Raw genomic sequence first — 18,954 nt, 5'->3', positions numbered from 1 at the left:
CATCCCGACCACGCGCTCGCCGGCGACGTGGCAGCGGCCGGAGCGGCATGGTCGGGCGCCCGCCTGCTCGAGTACCCGATCTGGGCCTGGCACTGGTCGACACCGGACGGGGAATGGCCGCTGGGCCTCATCCGCAGGTTCGATCTCTCTCCCGAGGACCACGCGCGGAAGCTGCAGGCGCTCGCGCTGCACCGCAGCCAGGTGCTGCCGTTGTCCGACGAACCCGGAGACGAGGCCGTCGTGCCGCCGGCGATGGCCGCCCATTTCGCGAGGGGGTTCGAGATCTTCGTCGACGGCACCGCAGCGGAGGCACCGTCCCCGGATGCGAGCGGGACGGCGAGCCTGGCGAGATCTTTCTTCGACGAGTTCTACCGGGAGGCGCGAGACCCGTGGGGCTTCGAGACGCGCTGGTACGAACGTCGGAAACGCGCGCTGACCCTCGCTGCGCTGCCGCGCGAACGATTCGGTGCCGCCCTGGAGCTCGGCTGCTCGATCGGAGTACTCACGGCCGACCTCGCCGCCCGGTGCGACACCGTGATGGCCGTCGATATCGCGGAGCAACCGCTCTCGATTGCCCGCGAACGGCTCGCCGGGCGCCCCGGCGTCCGCTTCGCACGGATGACCCTGCCCGGTGAATGGCCCTCCGGAGTCTTCGACCTCATCGTCGTATCCGAAGTCGGCTACTACCTGGCGACCGCAGACCTGGAACGGTTCTTCCAGCGCTGCCGGGGCAGCCTCGCCCCCGGCGGAGTCCTCCTCGCCTGCCATTGGAGGCATCCGGTTCCCGAGTATCCGCTCAGCGGCGACCGGGTCCACGACATGCTCGCGACGGTGCCCGGCCTCGTGCGAACCGTCGAGCATCGCGAAAGTGACTTCCTGCTCGAGGTGTGGCAGCCCGAGCCGGCACGATCCGTGGCCCAGCACGAGGGACTCGTCCCATGATCGGGCCCGGTGAAATCGACCACCTGGTCATCGTCATCCCCGCGCACAACGAGGAGGAACTGCTTCCTCGGTGCCTCGCCGCGGTGGGGGCCGCGATCGAGCCAGTGGTCGCGACCCTCGATCCGGCGCCGCCGATCGTGTCGGTCGTGATCGTGCTCGACCGCTGTACGGACGGGACCGAGACCATTGCCGCGGGTTTTCCGGGCGTGCATCTGGTCCGCAGTAACACGGGAGGCGTCGGTGCGGCACGGCGTGCGGGCGTCCGCGGCGTCCTGAAGACCCCGGCGGACTTCACGGGTCGTACCTGGATCGCGTCGACGGATGCCGATTCAGCCGTCCCGGAGAACTGGCTCGCGAGCCAGCTTGCCTTCGCCAGGAACGATGTGCATCTTGTTCTCGGCACCGTCGAGCCGGACGAGTGCCTCGACGGCGAAATGCGCGCTCGCTGGGCGGCAGAGCAGTGGCTCGTCGAGGGACATCCGCACGTGCACGGGGCCAATCTCGGTGTGCGGGCAGACCGGTACCTCGCTGCCGGGGAATTCCCCGGTATCGACACCGACGAGGACATTGCACTCGTCGCGGCACTGCGGAGGCTGCGGGTGTGCGAGATCCGCACGGCACGCATCCCGGTTCGTACGAGTGGGCGACTCGTCGGACGCACGCCCGGGGGTTTCGCCGGCTACCTGCGCGCTCAGACCGCTCGCCTCCCCGTCATCATGGAGACGGGTGTTCTGCAGGTCGACGACGCCGGCGGCCTCCCGTGAGCGAATCACTCAGCCTGATATGTGGCCCAGAGCGCTTCCATCCAACGCTCTCGCGGCGAACCAGTCTTCCAGCTCGGCCGCAGGCACAGGGTGGGACATCAGGAAGCCCTGAGCGACATCGCAGCCGTAGCCGATGAGCTCCGAGTATGCCGTAGCGTCCTCCACGCCCTCGGCCACCATGCGCAGGCCGAGGCTGTGTGCCATGTCGATGGTCGAGACGACGAGGGCCGTTGCGCGAGGATCGTCCTTCATCGGGATGATGAAGGACTTGTCGAGTTTGAGCTCGTCGATCGGCAGGTCACGCAGGTACGCCAGGGAGCTGTACCCGGTCCCGAAGTCATCGATGGAGATCCGAATTCCCGTCGCCTGCAACCGGGTGAGGATGCTGCGCGCGCGTTCCCGGTCGGAGAGGAGGAAATCTTCGGTGATCTCCAGGACCAGCACTGTGGGGGACAGACCACGCGACGACAGCATCGCGCTGATCCGTTCGGGCAGCACCGTGTCGATCAGGGAACTCGGGGACATGTTGACCGCCATCGTCAGCGTCCGGCCCTGGCCAGACCAGGTTGCGGCCTGGTCAAGGGCCTCACGCAGCACGATCTCGGTCATCGCATGCATCAGCCCTGACTCCTCGACGAGATCGAGGAAATCGTCGGGTTGCAACAAACCCCTCGTCGGGTGGTTCCAGCGGACCAGGGCCTCGACCCCGCAGACGTCCCCGGTTTTGAGGTCGATCTTGGGCTGGTAGTGCAGCACCAGCTGGTCATCGACGAGCGCGAAGCGCAACTCCTCGAGCAGGTGCAGCCGATCCTCCCCGTGATTGTCGTCGGTGCCCCGGTAGACGTGGTGGCCGCTGTGGGTCGCCTTCGCCGTGTACATCGCCATGTCCGCCTTGCGGAGCAGCATGGTCAGGTCCTCGCCCTGGTCGGGGTACCCGGCGATCCCGATACTGGCGCTGGCCTGAACCGAGATGCCCGCGAGGATGAACGGCTGGGCCAGGGTCGCGCGCAGCTTCAAGGCCACCGCTTCCGCCCTGACCGAATCCGAACCGTCGAGAAAGATCACGAACTCGTCGCCGCCTACGCGCGCGAAGAGATCCTCGGTGCGCAGCTGACCGGAAATCCGGCCGGCGACCTGGAACAGGAGCAGGTCACCGACATCGTGACCGAGACTGTCGTTGACCTCCTTGAACTTGTCGAGGTCGAGAAGGAGGAGCGCGCTCGTCCGGTGCGGATTCGCGGCCAGCCGGGCGGGCACATCGGCGTAGAGGGCGCGGCGGTTGGGCAACCCCGTGAGCTCATCGGTCCGCGCCTGGCGATGCGCATCCGCAATACGGATGCGCTGGCGAAAGATCAGGGGCAGTGCCGCCACGGTGAGGGTCAGGGCCGCCAGGACGACGGCGAGCGGAGAGATCTTCAGCTGGGTTCCCATGATCAGGACCAGGAGACCCGCGGCCGTGGCGATCGCGGGAACCGTCTGTTCGGGGATCGCCCACGTCGACTGGCGAGGGTGCGAGCCGAGGCGGGCCTCCCTGTCGACCGAAGACGCGATCAGGGCGAGGCTCAGGGGCCAGCCGATGTCGAGGGGACTGCCGATGACGTAGAGGCCGTTCAGGTGCAGGGACACGCTGATGATGTCGGCGGCCGTGAAGACAGCGAGACCGAGAACAAGGAGGGTCCAGCCCGGGCCGATGGAGGTGCCGTGGGAGGCTGCAATCCCGACGAAGAAGGCCACCAGCAGGACATCTCCGAGCGGATACGCAAATGCGACGGTCGTGGCGAACGATCCCGGGGTCGCGAGGGCCGCCTTGAGGATCGGATCGAGCAGCACGGCCAACAGGGCGGCCGCACCGAGAGACCCGACGGCGCTGTCCAGGACGATCGGAGACGCGAGACCCCGGATTGTGCGCCTCGCGAGAACGACGAGTGCCGCGAACATGAGCGGGTAGAAGCCGAGGAAGCCGACATCCGCCCAGGACGGACGCGGCAGGGATTCGCCTCCGGTCGTCGCCAGTGCGAAGAACGTGTCTCCGGCCGCCAGGACCGTCACGGCGGCGGTCATCAGGTGCAGGTCCCTGCGCCGGGACCGTGTCCGGCCGATCGCAATCCAGCACACGACGACGGGAATCCACAACGCGAAGAATCCGAGTACGAGCGAACTCACGTCGCCTGCGGTACCGAAGATCGTGGCGACAGCGAAGGCAGCCACAATCAGCCCGAGGGTCCAGTTCGGCCATCGGCCGAATCGGCTCGTCCCTCGAGACGCGCTGACGCGCTCCGTGCTGGTATCGGCTGGCATAGATCTCCCTCTCGATAAACCTAGCTGCGTCGGTCGCCTTCGAAATGAACCCCGGCGTGCGGCATCTTCGGGATAGATTGGTCCCGGGGGAGCCAGTGCGGCAGCGAATTTGCCGCATGGCCGGGCATAAAATTGGGGGATACGTGTACGGAAAACCAAATACCAGGCGGAATTTTGAAGCGGTCGGCGGATTGCTGGGTTTTGTCGGGATGAGTGTCGTTGCCGGTGTTCTCGTGGCGGCCGCGGTTACTCCCGCCCTGGGCCTCTCCGGCCTTGCTGCGACAAACGCGATCACTGTTTTCGAGAACCTGCCCGATTACCTGAAGATCGACCAGCTCTCGCAGAAGAGCAACATCTACGCGACCACGAGCACCGGCGTCCCCTATCTCCTGGCCTCGTTCTACGACCAGAACCGCGTCGAGGTCGCCTCGGATGCGATCAACCAGTTCGTCAAGGATGCCGCGACCTCCGGTGAAGACCCCCGGTTCTACGACCACGGCGGCATCGACCTGCAGGGCACAGTGACCGGGATCGTCACGACTGTCGCCACCGGTGATGTTCGCGGTGGGTCTTCGATCACCCAGCAGTACGTGAAGAACGTGCTCGTGCAGAAGTGCGAAGTGCTCACGGATACGCAGAAGAAGTCGGACTGTTATGACGCCGCGATCGCCAAGACTCCTGATCGCAAGCTCAAGGAGATGCGCCTCGCGATCGGCGTGGAGAAGAAGTACGCGAAGGACGACATCCTCCGCCAGTACCTGAACATCACCGGCTTCGGCGGCACCGTCTACGGCATCGAGTCCGCCGCGGAGTACTACTTCGGTTCGACGGCGGCGACGCTGACGCTCCCGCAGGCCGCGAGCCTCGTCGCGATCGTGAACAACCCGGTCAAGTTTCAGCTCGACCAGCCCGACAGCGAGACCAACGGCGCCGCGAACGGCTACGCCGCGAACAAGGACCGCCGCGACTACATCCTCGACCAGATGCTCAAGTACGGCAAGATCAACCAGGCCGACCACGATGCCGCGATCGCCACGGCCATCGAGCCCAGCATCCACGTGCCCTCGACCGGCTGCCAGACCGCCGGCGGCAGTGCCTTCTTCTGCGACCTCGTCGTGAATACCCTGCAGAACGACCCGACCTTCGGAGCCGACGACACCACCCGGATGGCCAACTTCCGCCGCGGCGGGTTCAACGTCTACACGACCCTCGACCTCGACATGCAGCAGGCCGCCGAGGCCACGATGAAGGCCAACGTTCCTGACACCTACCCCGGCTGGGACGTCGGTGGCGTGATCGTCAGCGTCGGAGTCGGCACCGGCAAGGTTCTCGCCATGACGCAGAACAAGGACTACAGCCAGGACCCGGATGTGCCGATCACCGGGTCGAACCTGACCGGGATCAACTACAACACCAACGTCGACCAGGGCGGTTCCCACGGGTTCCAGCCCGGATCGACGTACAAGGTGTTCACCCTCGCCGAGTGGCTGACCGAGGGCCACTCGCTCAACGAGCGGGTCGACTCCCGGCGCAAGGCCAACTGGGGCACCTTCCGCGACAGCTGCGCGACCGGCGGCACCGTGAGCTTCCCCGGCTACAACCCCAAGAACGACTCGAACGAATCCGGCGCCAACTACAGCGCCCTGCAGTCGACGATCGGGTCCATCAACACCGGCTTCATCGGCATGGCCAAGAAACTCGACCTGTGCGGCATCCGCAAGACCGCCGAGGCCTTCGACGTCACGCGCGCCGACGGCGCCCCGCTCGAGCAGGGTGCCTCAGCGGTGCTCGGCACCAACGAGGTCGCGCCCCTGAGCATGGCGGTCGCCTTCGCCGGCATCGCCAACAAGGGCACCACCTGCAGCCCGATCGTGATCGACCACATCACCGGCTCCGACGGAACGGCGCTTGCCGTGCCGCAGTCGGCGTGCCACCAGTCGGTCGATCCGAACGTCGCCGCCGGCATGACGACCGCGATGCAGCAGGTCATGGCGAGCGGAACCGGATCCGCCTCGTTCAAGGCGACCAGTCCGAAGTCGCCGATGATCGGCAAGACCGGGACCACAGACGGCAACAAGGACACCTGGATGAGCGGGGCGAGCACGACCGTCGCCACCGTCGCCGGCGTGATGAGCGTCACGGGTGACAGGGATCAGCGCACCACCTCCTTCAACGGCCAGCAGGCCGCGACGGCACGGCATCGGATGTGGCCGGACGTGATGAGCGTCGCGAATGCGAAGTATCCCGGCGTTGCCTTTCCCGCGGCCTCCGGCGCGGTGATCAACGCCGCCCAGGTGTCCATTCCTGACCTCCGCGGCAAGAGCCTCAGCCAGGCGCAGTCGACCCTGGAATCCGCAGGCTTCCTCTTCGTGAATGGCGGAACCATCGACTCCGAGCTGCCTGCCGGCGTTGTCGCGAACACCGAGCCCGGTGGGGGAGCAAGCGCGGCCCGCGGCGCTGCCGTGACGGTGCGCACGAGCAACGCCGCGCTCGTCGTCGTACCGGACGTCTCGGGCAAACGTGAAGTCGAAGCCCGCGCCGCCCTGTCGAACTTCACCGTGGTGAAGAACGAAACCGATGTGAAAGACCCCGCTCTCGTCGGCACGGTCGTCACGACGTCGCCACCGGCCGGCAGCGCCGCCAGACCTGGGGATGCCGTCACGATCGTCGTCGGCCGGCTGGCCGCCGCGGGAGGCTGAGCCGGCGCACTGTCTGCGCTCACTTCGGCGCGAGGAGAAGATCAGCTGCTGGGCCCGCGAGGCTCCCGGCCGGACAGGACCCCGGCGAACAGCAGGGTGAGCACACCGGCCACAGGCACGACGAGCAGGCCGAGCCGGAGCGAGGACGCGTCGGCGATCGCGCCGACCACGGGCGGCGAGACGAGGAAACCGACCCTGAGAAGCCAGGCGAGGATCGTCAGCCCGGAGCCAGGGCGGAAGCCAGGAAGCTCGTCCGCCGCATGCATGGCCGCCGGGATCAGGGTCGCGACCCCGAGTCCTGCGAGGCCGAATCCGACCACGGTGCCCAGGACCGACGGGACCAGGAGGGCGCTTCCCATGCCGACACAGACGATCACCCCGCCCGTTCTCGCGACCGCGCGCTGGCCGAACCGGTCGACGAGCCGATCGCCGAGCATCCGCCCGATGAACTGCATGCCCTGGAGCGCGATGAAGCCGAGGCCCGCGACGAAGGCTGATGCGCCGAGGTCGACGGAGAGGTAAATGGCCGACCAGGAGCTGCCGGCGTCCTCGACGATGGCCCCGGACGCCGCGATGAGCACGAGGGCGAGGAGCACCGCGTATTTCGCCAACACGCCCACCGCTCGTCCGGTGCGCGTCTGCACGCCGGCCGAAACATTGGCGGCACGCGTCTCGTCCGGTTCGGGGCCGGACAGGAGCATGCGGTACGACAGCGCGGCCAGGATGCTGAACAGCACGGCGGAGAGCGTGAGGTGCACGGCCAGGGGAATGCCGAGCCCGGCGGCGAGGGACCCGAGTGCGCCGCCGGATACCGCACCGATGCTCCAGACAGCGTGGAACGAGTTGAGGATGGAGCGTTTGTACAGTCGCTGCACCCTCAGCGCGTGTGAGTTCTGGGCGACGTCGGTGATCGAGTCCATCGCGCCGGCCAGGAACAATCCGGCCGCGAGCGGAAGCCAGGCCGGGGCCACCCCGGCAAGCAGGATGCCGACCGCGGTGAACACCGTGGCGACGATCGCCACCCGGGAGGAGCGGAACCGGCGCACGAGCATCCCGGCCGTCAACCCGGCGATGAGCGCGCCGAGCGGGTATGCGGCGACCGCGAAGCCGAATTCCGCGTTCGTGAGGCCGAGGTCGGCCTTGATCTGGGGATAGCGCGGCAACAGGTTCGCAAAGATCGCACCGTTGGTGAAGAAGAGCACGCCGACCGCTATGCGGGCACGGCGGGCCGCTACCGGCGGCCGCGAGACCGAGGCAGGGGAGGAGCCGCCCGGACCTGAGGTCTCCGCGGTGGTCTCGCTCGTGGTCTCGCCCGTGGTCTCATCCGTGCTCTCAACGTTCACGGTCGAAGGCTACAGGCTTGCGGCAACGCCATCCGCTGGCGGGCGCTGGAGGAGCTCGATCAGCAGGATCGCGACGAGGGCGGTGACGGCGGTGCCGATGATCACGCCCGGCGACAGCGGGCGGACGAACAGCACGACGGCCCCGGCCACAAGCGCAACGACGACCCGCGCGTATCGCCGCACGGAGTACAGCCAGACCCCGAACGGTCCCGTGGTTCCTCCTCGACGTTCCGCCGACGAGCGGATGCTCCTGGCAGAGTCCACGGTCAGCCGGCGGACCACGATCGCGCCGCGGAAGGGCCCGGCCAGGTACGCCACCACGGCGACGGTCACGCCTGCGGTCCCCACAGCCAGCGCTGTCGCGCTGATGAACGGCACGATCGCGTCGTAGGTGGCGAGTGCGGCATCCCGGGGCAGGTACTGCGGCGAGACGGAGCCTGCGAAGAGGATGCGCCCGACGGAGATTCCCGTCGCCAGCACGGCCATCGAGAGCGCGAGCAGGAGACCCGCCCAGATCAGCGCCCGTGCCTTCCGCCTGGCCACGACGACACCGGCCGCCAGGAGGACCAGGCTCACCCACGGCAGCACGAACCCCAGGACGTCGAGGAGCTGATAGGCGACCCGTGCCTGGACAAGGGAGTCGGACTGGGCGACCTGGATGGTGCGGTTGATCTCCGGGATCCGATCGGCGAGAGCGAAGCCCTGGGCGACAAGGGCGCTCTTCACCGCGGCGATGAGCGGCGCCAGCTGGATGCCGACCTCACCCTGGGTTCCGATGGTGAGCGGCCCGCCCGTATCGCCCTGAAGCGCCGCGATGACCTGGGAATGACTGACCCGCAGGGTCTGCTCCCAGATGTTCGCGAAGGCGTCCGAAGCGATCAGCCGCTGTGTCGCCGTGCGGACCAGCGACCGCGCACCCTCGATGGCCGGCTGCTTGAGCAGGCCGAGGGCTGTCTGGGCCCTCGGCGGCAGGTTGAGCTGGGCGATTCCGTCGAACAGGTCCGTTGCGATGCTCTCGAAGTCGACCTGGTCGTCGATCACCGTGGAGATCTGGTCAACGAGGAACGCCTGGAATGCCGGGTCATCCGCAAGAGGCGACAGGGTGGCCACGAATCGGCCGGTGTCGGTGACCTCGGTTTTGGTCCACGCGGCGACGACGGCGACCGGGGCGAGAATGACGCCGACGGCGATCAGGAGCGCGGCAAAGAATGCGCGCAGCCGGAGCGATGCCTTGGTGGGTTCAGACACGCCGGGAGTGCTCGGCGGTGCGGGCTGCAGCCGGGCCTGCAAGTGCGCGACCTGGGCCGAAAGTCGTTCGATTTGCTGCTCGGGGGTTTCGATCTGCGCCATCGGGTCCGTGCCTCTCGAGAGTGCGCGCCACTCTCCGGCGCAGGCACATTATGGCGCGGTCCGTCGGATTCGGCACGGAAATCCGCTAGGCTTACCCCCGTGAAGGGGAGTATCCCTCAAAGCCCACTGGGTTTAGTGATCTGATCGTCAACACGGACCGCGGTGCAGGGGTTCCGGTCGGATCGGCGGCATCTTTTGTCGCGGGAGAGACTTTCAGGTTCTCTGCCTGCCCTCCCTCTCCTCGAAAGGCCCCTCCGTGGATCTCGCCCTTCCCCTCTGGTTCGAAATCGGCTCCCTGGTCATCCTGACCCTGGTCCTGGTCGGCGACCTGCTGATCGTGTACAAGCGCCCGCACGTGCCCTCGATGCGCGAGGCCAGCCTGTGGGTCGTCTTCTACGTCGTGCTCGCCCTGCTGTTCGCGCTTGCGATGCTGCTCCTGGCCGATGCCGAACACGCCGGTCAGTTCCTCGCCGGCTGGCTCACCGAGTACAGCCTCAGCATCGACAATCTCTTCGTCTTCGTCATCATCATGGCGAGATTCTCCGTGCCGCGGAAATACCAGCAGGAAGTACTGATGGTGGGCATCATCATCGCGCTCGTCCTGCGCCTGATCTTCATCCTTCTCGGGGCGTCCCTCATCGAGAACTTCAGTTGGATCTTCTACATCTTCGGCGCTTTCCTTCTCTATACGGCCGTGCATCAGGCCGTCGCCAAGGAACCGGACGCGAACGAGGCCGACAACGCGTTCGTGAAGATGATCCGTCGCCGCCTGCGGATCTCCCCGACCTTCGACGGGTCGAAGATCCGCACCACCGTCAAGGGACGCCGGGTCTTCACCCCGATGCTGATCGTCTTCATCGCAATCGGCACGACGGACCTCGTGTTCGCCCTCGACTCGATCCCCGCCATCTTCGGTATCACGACGAGCCCGTTCATCGTGTTCACGGCCAACGTCTTCGCCCTGATGGGACTCCGGCAGCTCTACTTCCTGCTCGGCGGCCTGCTCGAACGGCTCGTGTACCTCAAGTACGGCATCGCCTTCATCCTGTTCTTCATCGGAGTCAAGCTCGTCTCGCACGCGCTCCACACCAATGAGGTCGCGTTCATCAACGGCGGCCATGGTGTGGGCTGGGCGCCGGAGATCGACACCTGGACGTCGCTCGGCGTGATCGTGGTCTCGATGGCCGTCGCCACGGTCGCGAGCCTGATCAAGGCGAACCGGGACGCCCGCGCCCGCGGCCACAGTCTCGGCGAGGAACTGTCGCTCACCACGAAAGAATAGCGCGGGCGCGACGTGTCCTGGCGGCGCGAAAAGTCCCCCCGAATTGGTACCGTGGGTCTCTGACGCCTTGTCGAGGCGCGATCGGGTCGGCTCGGAACACGCGCCGCAGCACGAGGGAGTACCGGCTTGGTCCAGAGCGCAGACACGATGACCCTCCCAACGGTGACGGTCTCGTTCACCGTCGGCGCACGCAGCGAGGTCGGCCAGGTCCGGCAGCTCAATGAGGACAGCTTCATGGCGCACTCTCCGGTCTTTCTCGTGGCCGACGGGATGGGCGGGCACGCCCACGGCGACGAGGCGAGCCAGACCGTCCTGAGAGTCTTCGAAGAACACATCGAGGCTGGCCGTCCTTCAACCCCCGAGCGCATCCTCGACGCCATCCACTCGTCCAACGACGCGGTGCGCGACCTGAGCGGCGCGGAGGACTTCGGAACCGCGGTGAGCGGCACGACGCTGGCCGGGGTTGCCTTCGTCGATGCCGGTGCGGACATCGGCCTGCACTGGATGGCCTTCAACGTGGGCGACTCCCGCATCTACACGTGGGACGGGGTTCACCTCGCCCAGCTGTCCGTCGACCACTCCGCGGTGCAGGAACTCGTCGACGCGGGACTGATCACGCCTCGGTCCGCCGAACTGCACCCCGAACGGAACATCATCACGAGGGCGATCGGAACCGATGAGTTCGTCGACGCTGATGTCTGGCTCGTGCCGGCATCCGGTCACCGTGCCTTCCTGATCTGTTCCGACGGCCTCACCAAGGAGCTCGAGCCTGACGACATCTCGAGGCTCCTCGCCGAGCAGCAGGCCAACGGCCAGCAGGCCGTTGTGGACGCCCTCGTCGACGAGGCGCTCGCGCGCGGCGGGCACGACAATGTCACGGTCGTCTTCGTCGAATCGGTCGTGTCACCGTCGTGACCTTCGGCGAAGACTCGGCGCGAAGTGTTAGCCTGTCCGGGTGCTGTTCGGTCGACTCCTTCTTATCTGCCGCGACGAGTCCCAATTCTGAGGCCTCCCTCGTCGCGGAGACTGTCGTTGGCTGCCATCAAATCTTGAGGAAGACGCACACACATGACTAACGCATCGATGTCCGGCGAACGCCCGCGGACCCTGGCCGAGAAGGTCTGGGACAAACACCTGGTCAGCAAGGGTTCCGACGGCACCCCGGATCTCATCTACATCGACCTGCACCTCGTGCACGAGGTCACGAGCCCGCAAGCGTTCGATGGGCTGCGCCTCGCCGGGCGCCCGCTGCGCCGACCGGACCTGACGATCGCGACCGAGGATCACAACACTCCGACGCTCGCCATCGACCGGCCGATCAAGGACCTGACGAGCCGCACCCAGATCGAGACGCTCCGCCGCAATTGCGAGGAATTCGGTGTGCGGCTGCACTCGCTCGGCGACATCGAGCAGGGCATCGTGCACGTCGTCGGACCCCAGCTCGGGCTCACCCAACCGGGCATCACCGTCGTCTGCGGCGACTCGCACACCTCCACGCACGGCGCCTTCGGGGCGATGGCCCTCGGCATCGGCACGAGCGAGGTCGAACACGTCATGGCCACCCAGACCCTGCCCCTGCAGCCGTTCAAGACCATGGCCATCACCGTCGAAGGCGCCCTGCGCCCCGGCGTCACCGCCAAGGACGTGATCCTCGCCGTGATCGCGAAGATCGGCACCGGCGGCGGACAGGGCTACGTGCTCGAATACCGCGGCAGCGCCATCCGCGCCCTCTCGATGGAGGGCCGCATGACCATCTGCAACATGTCGATCGAGGCGGGCGCCCGCGCGGGCATGGTCGCACCGGATGCGACGACGTACGCCTACCTGAAGGGTCGCGCCCACGCGCCGGCCGGTCAGGACTGGGACGACGCGGTCGCGTACTGGGAGACCCTCGCGACCGATGAGGGCGCCGTGTTCGACGCGGAGGTCGTTCTCGACGCCGACACCCTCGAGCCCTTCGTGACCTGGGGCACCAACCCCGGCCAGGGCGTCTCGCTGAGCGAGACCGTGCCTGACCCGGCCGACGTCGCCGACGCCAACGAGCGCGCCGCCGCCGAGCGCGCCCTCGAATACATGGACCTCGCGGCCGGCACTCGTATGAAGGACATCCGGGTCGACACCGTGTTCCTCGGCTCGTGCACCAACAGCCGCGTCGAAGACCTGCGTGCCGCCGCCGACATCGTGCGCGGGCAGACGCTCGCCCCCGGCGTGCGGATGCTGGTGGTCCCCGGGTCCGCCCGGGTTCGCATCGAAGCGGAGGCGGAAGGCCTCGACAAGGTCTTCACCGATTTCGGTGCCGAATGGCGATTCGCGGGCTGCTCGATGTGCCTCGGCATGAACCCGGACCAGCTGGCCCCCGGCGAACGCTGCGCCTCGACGAGCAACCGCAACTTCGAGGGCCGCCAGGGCAAGGGCGGCCGCACCCACCTGGTCTCCCCGCTCGTGGCGGCGGCCACCGCCATCCGCGGCACGCTGTCGAGCCCGTGGGACCTCGTCGCGGACGGCCTCGTCCCCGCCGACGCGATCCCGGCCGAACTGGCCCCTGCTGCGGCACCGGCACTGGATGGAGCACTCTGACCATGGACAAGTTCACAACCGTCACGGGCATCGCCCTGCCGCTGCGCCGCTCCAACGTCGACACGGACCAGATCATCCCCGCCGTCTACCTCAAACGCGTCACCAAGACCGGTTTCGAGGACGCGCTCTTCGCCGCCTGGCGAACGGACCCCGAATTCGTGCTGAACCGGCCGGAGTACGCGGGCGCGCGCATTCTCGTCGCCGGCGCGGACTTCGGCACGGGATCGTCTCGCGAACACGCCGTCTGGGCGCTGCGCGACTACGGCTTCGACGTGGTGCTCTGCCCCCGGTTCGGCGATATCTTCCGCGGCAATGCCGGCAAACAGGGCCTCCTTGCCGCGCAGATCACCGAGGACGATGCCCAGAAGCTCTGGAGCATCATCGAGGCCGACCCGGGAATAGAACTCACCGTCGATCTGGTTGCGCGTACAGCACGCGTCGGCGATTTCACAGTGCCATTCCAGGTCGACGACTACACCCGTTGGCGCCTGCTCGAAGGCCTCGACGACATTGGCCTGACCCTGCGTGATGAAGCGCGGATCGCAGAATTCGAATCCCATCGGGAGCCGTGGCGGCCCCGTACTCTCCCCGCAAGGCAGGTAAATTTGTGAGTACCATCAGCGAGATCGCCCAGAATCGTGAAGACGCAGCCGTGAAGGCGCAGCTCCTCGAAGACGAACAAAACCGTGAGAACGCACAGAGCTGGGGGGCCGCTGTGGGGCTGAAAGGCGACAAGATCACGATTCGCGGCGGCATCCCGCTGATCGGCCGGATCGAACTCAAGGGCGCGAAGAACCTGGTCACCAAGGCCATGGTCGCCTCCCTGCTCGGCGAGAGCCCGAGCATCCTGAAGAACGTGCCCAACATCAGCGACGTGCGCATCGTGCGCGAGCTGCTCGCGGTGCACGGCGTCAAGGTGACCGACGGGCCAGAGCCCGGAGAACTCCTGCTCGACCCCGTCGACGTCGAGAGCGCGCACTTCGCCGCGATCGACGCGCACGCGGGGTCCTCCCGCATCCCGATCCTGTTCTGCGGACCGCTGCTGCACCGCCTCGGCGAGGCGTTCATCCCCGACCTCGGCGGCTGCCGCATCGGCGACCGGCCGATCGACTACCACCTCGAGGTGCTGCGCAAGTTCGGCGCCGTCGTCGACAAGCAGCCCAACGGCATCCGCATGTCGGCCCCGAACGGCCTGCACGGGGCCAAGGTCTCCCTCCCGTACCCGAGCGTCGGGGCGACGGAGCAGGTCCTGCTCACCGCCGTACGCGCCGAGGGCATCACCGAGCTCAAGGGCGCGGCGATCGAGCCCGAGATCATGGACCTGATCAACATCCTGCAGAAGATGGGTGCGATCATCACGGTCGACACCGACCGGGTCATCCGCATCGAGGGCGTCGAACGACTCGAGGGCTTCAACCACCGGGCGCTCTTCGACCGGAACGAGGCCGCGAGCTGGGCGGCAGCCGCGCTCGCGACCGACGGTGACATCTTCGTCGGCGGCGCACGCCAGTCCGAGATGCTGACCTTCCTCAACGTGTTCCGTAAGGTCGGAGGCGCCTTCGAGATCCACGACGACGGCATCCGCTTCTATCACCCGGGCGGCGACCTCAAGCCCGTCGTCATCGAAACGGATGTGCACCCCGGCTTCATGACCGACTGGCAGCAGCCGCTCGTGATCGCCCTCACCCACGCCCACGGCGTGTCGATCGTGCACGAAACCGTCTACGAACAACGCTTCGGCTTCGTCGACGCCCTCGTCGAGATGGGCGCGACGATCCAGATCCACCGCGAATGCCTCGGCGGCCACCCGTGCCGCTTCGGACAGCGCAACTTCAACCACTCCGCCGTCATCGCGGGGCCGACGAAGCTGCACGGCGCCGACATCGAGGTTCCCGACCTGCGCGGCGGCTTCAGCCACCTGATCGCGGCGCTCACCGCCGAGGGCACCTCGACGGTCAGCAACGTGGGAATCATCAGCCGTGGCTACGAAAACTTCATCACGAAGCTGCGGCTGTTGGGGGCGGACTTCGATCTCGAAGGATAATGGCCCTGTGCCAGTCAATGGAGCAAGTCCGTCATCCGAACCGTCCGTCGAACCCGATCCGTCCGCGAAACCGGTGAGGGTGCGCAAGGAAACCACACAGCCGTCGGTGTTCTGGATCCTCGCGACGATCGTGCTCCCTGCGGTCAACCTTGCGGTGCGGTACCGGGTGACCGACGTCCGGAAGTTCCCGCAGACCGGGGCGTTCGTGCTGTCGCCGAATCACTTCAGTGAAATCGACCCGATCGTCGTCGGCGCACTCGCGTGGAAGCTCGGGCGTGCTCCCCGGTTCATGGCGAAGGCATCCGTCTTCAAGATCCCCGTACTCGGCTGGCTGCTGCGCAAGTCCGGCCAGATCCCCGTCGAACGGGGCGGGGTCGCGCGTGGCAACGAACCGGTCAAGGCCGCCAGGCGGCTCGTCGAGCGCGGCCAGATGGTCATCGTGTACCCCGAGGGTTCGCTCACCCGCGACCCCGAGCTCTGGCCGATGCGCGGGAAGACCGGTGCCGTGCGGATCGCACTCGAGCAGGGCATCCCGATCGTGCCGATCGCCCACTGGGGCACCCAGGACCTGATGCCGCGGTATTCGAAACGGATCAGCCCGTTTCCCCGCAAGACCATCCACGTGAAAATCGGCGATCCGCTGTCCTTCGACGAGTTCAAGGGACGCAGCCTCGACACGGCGACCCTGAACGAGGCCACGGCCATCCTGATGGATGCCATCACCGGGCTCCTCGAGGACCTCCGCGGCGAGAAGGCCCCGGCGAAACGCTGGAACCCCTCCGAGCACGACCAGAAGGAGACCGGCCGTTTTGAAGGCTAAACAACGGCAGGGTGTCCCTGTCGGTACGCGCGTCGCCGTGCTCGGAGCGGGAAGCTGGGGGACGACCTTCGCCAAGATCCTGAGCGACGGCGGCGCCGACGTCGTGCTCTGGGCCCGCCGGCCGGAACTGGCCCGCGAGATCACGGAGGGCCGGAGGAACAGCGACTACCTTCCCGGCATCAACCTCCCGATCGGCCTCCGCGCGACCCCGCACCTCGACCAGGCCCTCGCAGGAGCCGAGCAGGTCTTCATCTCGGTCCCGAGCCAGTCGCTGCGGGAGAACCTCGTCCTGATGGAACCGTTCCTCGAGCCCGACGCGATCCTGGTGTCGCTCATGAAGGGCGTCGAACGCGGCTCCGGCCAGCGGATGAGCCAGATCATCGAAGAGATGCTGCCCGTCGACCCGCACCACATCGCCGCGATCTCCGGACCCAACCTCGCCCTCGAAATCGCCAGGGAGCAGCCGACGGCCGCCGTGGTGTCCTCGACGAGCCTCGAGACCGCCCAGGCCGTCGCGATCCTCGCGACCAACAGCTACTTCCGCTCCTACGTCAACACCGACGTGATCGGCACCGAATTCGGCGGCGTGCTGAAGAACCTCATCGCCGTCGCGATCGGCATCGTCGACGGTGTCGGCTACGGCGAGAACACCAAGGCCTCGATCATCACCCGCGGCCTCGTCGAGATGACCGACTTCGCCGTCGCATACGGCGCCCAGCCGGAGACCCTCGCCGGCCTCGCCGGCCTCGGCGACCTCATCGCCACCTGCCAGTCCCCGCTCTCCCGCAACAACACGGCCGGGCGGCTCCTCGGCCAGGGCTACAGCATCGCGGATGTCGTCAAGCAGATGCAGCAGACCACGGAAGGCCTCGCCTCCGTCGGACCGATCCTCGATCTCGCCAGGGCCAAGGGTGTCGACATGCCCATCGTCGAACAGGTGCGGCAGGTGCTGGCCGGTACGCTGAAACCGCGGGACATCGCCCCTCACCTCACCACGGATTCGGCGGAACCGCAGGGCGAAAGGACAATTGATGACGGACAAGCTCACGGTAGCGCTGCTCTTTGGGGGTCGGTCAAGCGAACACTCGATCAGCTGCGCCACGGCCGGCGGAGTCCTGGCGGCAATTGACCGGTCGCGTTACGACGTGATCCCGATCGGGATCACCCGCGACGGCGCGTTCGTGCTCGAAGCGGATGACCCGGCGCACTTCGCGCTCGGATCCTCGGCAGCGGAGCTTCCCGTCGTCACCGACAACGGCAGCCGGGTGCACTGGCCGGAATCGTCCCTCGACCGCACGCTCCGTGTCGTCGACGCCCCCGGCGCCGCAGCCCGCGTGCTCGGCAGCGTCGACCTCGTCTTCCCGATCCTGCACGGCCCGTACGGTGAGGACGGCACCATCCAGGGTCTCCTCGAACTCCTCGGCCTGCCGTTCGTCGGATCCGGCGTGCTCGCCTCGGCGCTCGGGATGGACAAGCACTTCACCAAGACCGTTTTTCAGCAGGCCTCCCTTCCGGTCGCACCGTGGCGCACGATCACTGCGGCCGACTGGGCCGAAGCGCCGGGAATGGCCTACGCGGCCCTCGCCGAACTCGGGCTGCCCGCCTTCGTCAAGCCGGCCCGCGCCGGGTCGAGCGTCGGCGTGAGCCGGGTCACAGACCCCGCCGAGCTGGTCCGTGCCATGGAGACCGCCCTCGCGGAGGACGACAAGGTCCTGATCGAGGCGGGCCTCGTGGGCCGCGAACTCGAGGTGGCCGTGCTGCAGGGCCGTCCGGGGGAGCCGTCGCGGGCATCCGTCGCCGGAGAAGTACTCGTCACCGGGCGTGACTTCTACGACTTCGACGCCAAGTACCTGGGGGCAGCGGGCATCGAACTGGTGTGCCCTGCGGCCCTGACCCCGGCCGAGCTCGCCGAGATGCAGCGGATGGCGATCCGGGCGTTCGACGCCATCGACGGCGCCGGGCTGGCGCGGGTCGACTTCTTCCTGACTGACACCGGCTGGGTCATCAACGAGATCAATACCATGCCCGGCTTCACGCCGATCTCGATGTTCCCGACGTGCTGGCTTCAGAGCGGCTACACCTATCCCGCGCTCATCGACGAATTGATCTCAGTCGCGCTCGCCCGCCGCGGCGTCCCGGCGCGGGACCCGCTTCCTGCCTGATCAGGGGCGGCAGGCGTCGTTCAGGGCGCGAGGGTTCCGCCGTCGGTCGGCAGGGTCACGTCGGCGGCCCCGAGGCACTTGGCCGTCGCGGGGATGACCGCCATCACGGCGGCCAGGTCGACGAGCACCGTCGAGCCGCTGACCTTGCCAGAGTCGATGACGACCTCACTCGCCGGGGTGCGGCCGTAGGTCGTGTACCGGTAGAGCGGAGCGGCGGAGTCGTCTTCGATCCAGTCGATGCCGTTGACGTTGAGGCACGGCAGCGTCGTGGGGGCAGGCACCGCGACGCCGCAGTGCAGCAGCACGGCGGCCGGGCTGCCCCACGCACCCGTCGCCTGGGCGTTCGTTTCGCGTTCGGCCTGGTCGGCGACGAGCGTCGGCAGGTGAACGACGACGTCTGCACAACCGGGGTTCACTGCGTCCGCCGCGGGTTCGAGGGCGACGCTCGCCGTGCATCCGCTCAGGAGCACGACGCCGGCCAGGGCGAGCGTCGACGTGGCGAGACTGCGGCGGGTACGGGAGCGGAGAGACATTCCATTCAGGCTACCGTTTGAAGATGACCACTGCTGCGAGAACCCCTGCCGCGAACGCATCCCCGGCGGCTGCGTCGGAATCGCGGGCTGTGCGAGACACCGGTGCCGCTGCGATGAACGCCGGACCGGCGACCGAGACC

15 protein-coding genes are annotated in these 18,954 nt (G+C 67.4%); 11 read left to right on the top strand and 4 right to left on the bottom strand.

Annotation, left to right across the window (positions count from 1 at the left end):
* Together QN357_RS10405 and QN357_RS10400 are read left to right on the top strand one after the other, a co-directional pair.
* On the top strand, positions 1-942 hold a 942-nt coding region (locus tag QN357_RS10405), incomplete at its 5' end, for a class I SAM-dependent methyltransferase (protein ID WP_323504866.1).
* Entirely contained in the window at positions 939-1,706 is a 768-nt protein-coding gene (locus tag QN357_RS10400; RefSeq protein WP_322135634.1) for a glycosyltransferase, read from the top strand. The genes QN357_RS10405 and QN357_RS10400, both read left to right, overlap by 4 nt.
* A gap of 9 nt (positions 1,707-1,715) precedes the next feature.
* Here the strand turns inward: QN357_RS10400 and QN357_RS10395 are convergent, their stop codons facing one another.
* Positions 1,716-4,004 (bottom strand): putative bifunctional diguanylate cyclase/phosphodiesterase, encoded by a 2,289-nt coding sequence (locus QN357_RS10395; protein ID WP_322140858.1) that lies wholly within the window; start codon positions 4,002-4,004, stop codon positions 1,716-1,718.
* Between the two features lie 209 nt (positions 4,005-4,213).
* Here QN357_RS10395 and QN357_RS10390 point away from each other — a divergent pair, with 209 nt between their 5' ends.
* A complete protein-coding gene (locus tag QN357_RS10390) occupies positions 4,214-6,703 on the top strand; it encodes a transglycosylase domain-containing protein (protein ID WP_322135636.1) in 2,490 nt (829 codons plus the stop codon).
* Between the two features lie 41 nt (positions 6,704-6,744).
* Here the strand turns inward: QN357_RS10390 and QN357_RS10385 are convergent, their stop codons facing one another.
* Positions 6,745-8,046, bottom strand: coding sequence for an MFS transporter (locus QN357_RS10385; protein WP_416347615.1), 1,302 nt, complete (start codon positions 8,044-8,046; stop codon positions 6,745-6,747).
* A gap of 9 nt (positions 8,047-8,055) precedes the next feature.
* Positions 8,056-9,396 (bottom strand): hypothetical protein, encoded by a 1,341-nt coding sequence (locus tag QN357_RS10380; protein ID WP_134447522.1) that lies wholly within the window; start codon positions 9,394-9,396, stop codon positions 8,056-8,058.
* Positions 9,397-9,652: 256 nt separating this feature from the next.
* Between QN357_RS10380 and QN357_RS10375 the strand changes: the two genes are divergently transcribed.
* From QN357_RS10375 to QN357_RS10340, 8 genes are all read left to right on the top strand, one after another.
* Entirely contained in the window at positions 9,653-10,678 is a 1,026-nt protein-coding gene (locus QN357_RS10375; RefSeq protein WP_134447524.1) for a TerC family protein, read from the top strand.
* 126 nt (positions 10,679-10,804) lie between these two features.
* Complete coding sequence (locus QN357_RS10370; RefSeq protein WP_241975532.1) at positions 10,805-11,593, top strand: PP2C family protein-serine/threonine phosphatase; 789 nt, start codon at positions 10,805-10,807, stop codon at positions 11,591-11,593.
* A gap of 153 nt (positions 11,594-11,746) precedes the next feature.
* Complete coding sequence (gene leuC / locus QN357_RS10365; protein ID WP_174774847.1) at positions 11,747-13,255, top strand: 3-isopropylmalate dehydratase large subunit; 1,509 nt, start codon at positions 11,747-11,749, stop codon at positions 13,253-13,255.
* Positions 13,256-13,257: 2 nt separating this feature from the next.
* Positions 13,258-13,866, top strand: coding sequence for a 3-isopropylmalate dehydratase small subunit (gene leuD, locus QN357_RS10360; protein WP_134560776.1), 609 nt, complete (start codon positions 13,258-13,260; stop codon positions 13,864-13,866).
* Between the two features lie 104 nt (positions 13,867-13,970).
* Positions 13,971-15,299 (top strand): UDP-N-acetylglucosamine 1-carboxyvinyltransferase, encoded by a 1,329-nt coding sequence (murA, locus tag QN357_RS10355; protein WP_134448059.1) that lies wholly within the window; start codon positions 13,971-13,973, stop codon positions 15,297-15,299.
* 79 nt (positions 15,300-15,378) lie between these two features.
* Complete coding sequence (locus QN357_RS10350) at positions 15,379-16,119, top strand: lysophospholipid acyltransferase family protein (protein ID WP_241975531.1); 741 nt, start codon at positions 15,379-15,381, stop codon at positions 16,117-16,119.
* A 37-nt stretch (positions 16,120-16,156) separates the two neighbouring features.
* Entirely contained in the window at positions 16,157-17,248 is a 1,092-nt protein-coding gene (locus QN357_RS10345; RefSeq protein ID WP_370294842.1) for an NAD(P)H-dependent glycerol-3-phosphate dehydrogenase, read from the top strand.
* A complete protein-coding gene (locus tag QN357_RS10340) occupies positions 17,151-18,281 on the top strand; it encodes a D-alanine--D-alanine ligase family protein (RefSeq protein WP_134447530.1) in 1,131 nt (376 codons plus the stop codon). The genes QN357_RS10345 and QN357_RS10340 overlap by 98 nt, the downstream gene beginning before the upstream one ends.
* Positions 18,282-18,301: 20 nt before the next feature.
* On the opposite strand, the gene QN357_RS10335 is transcribed toward QN357_RS10340, so the two are convergent.
* Entirely contained in the window at positions 18,302-18,814 is a 513-nt protein-coding gene (locus QN357_RS10335) for a DUF3515 family protein (protein ID WP_134447532.1), read from the bottom strand.
* Positions 18,815-18,954: the final 140 nt, after the last annotated feature.

Origin of the sequence: Cryobacterium sp. RTC2.1 (genome assembly GCF_035018685.1) — a bacterium.
Taxonomy (GTDB): Bacteria; Actinomycetota; Actinomycetes; order Actinomycetales; family Microbacteriaceae; genus Cryobacterium; species Cryobacterium glucosi.
Note: the sequence above shows the minus strand (reverse complement) of the source record. Positions and strands in the feature narration are given on the sequence as shown.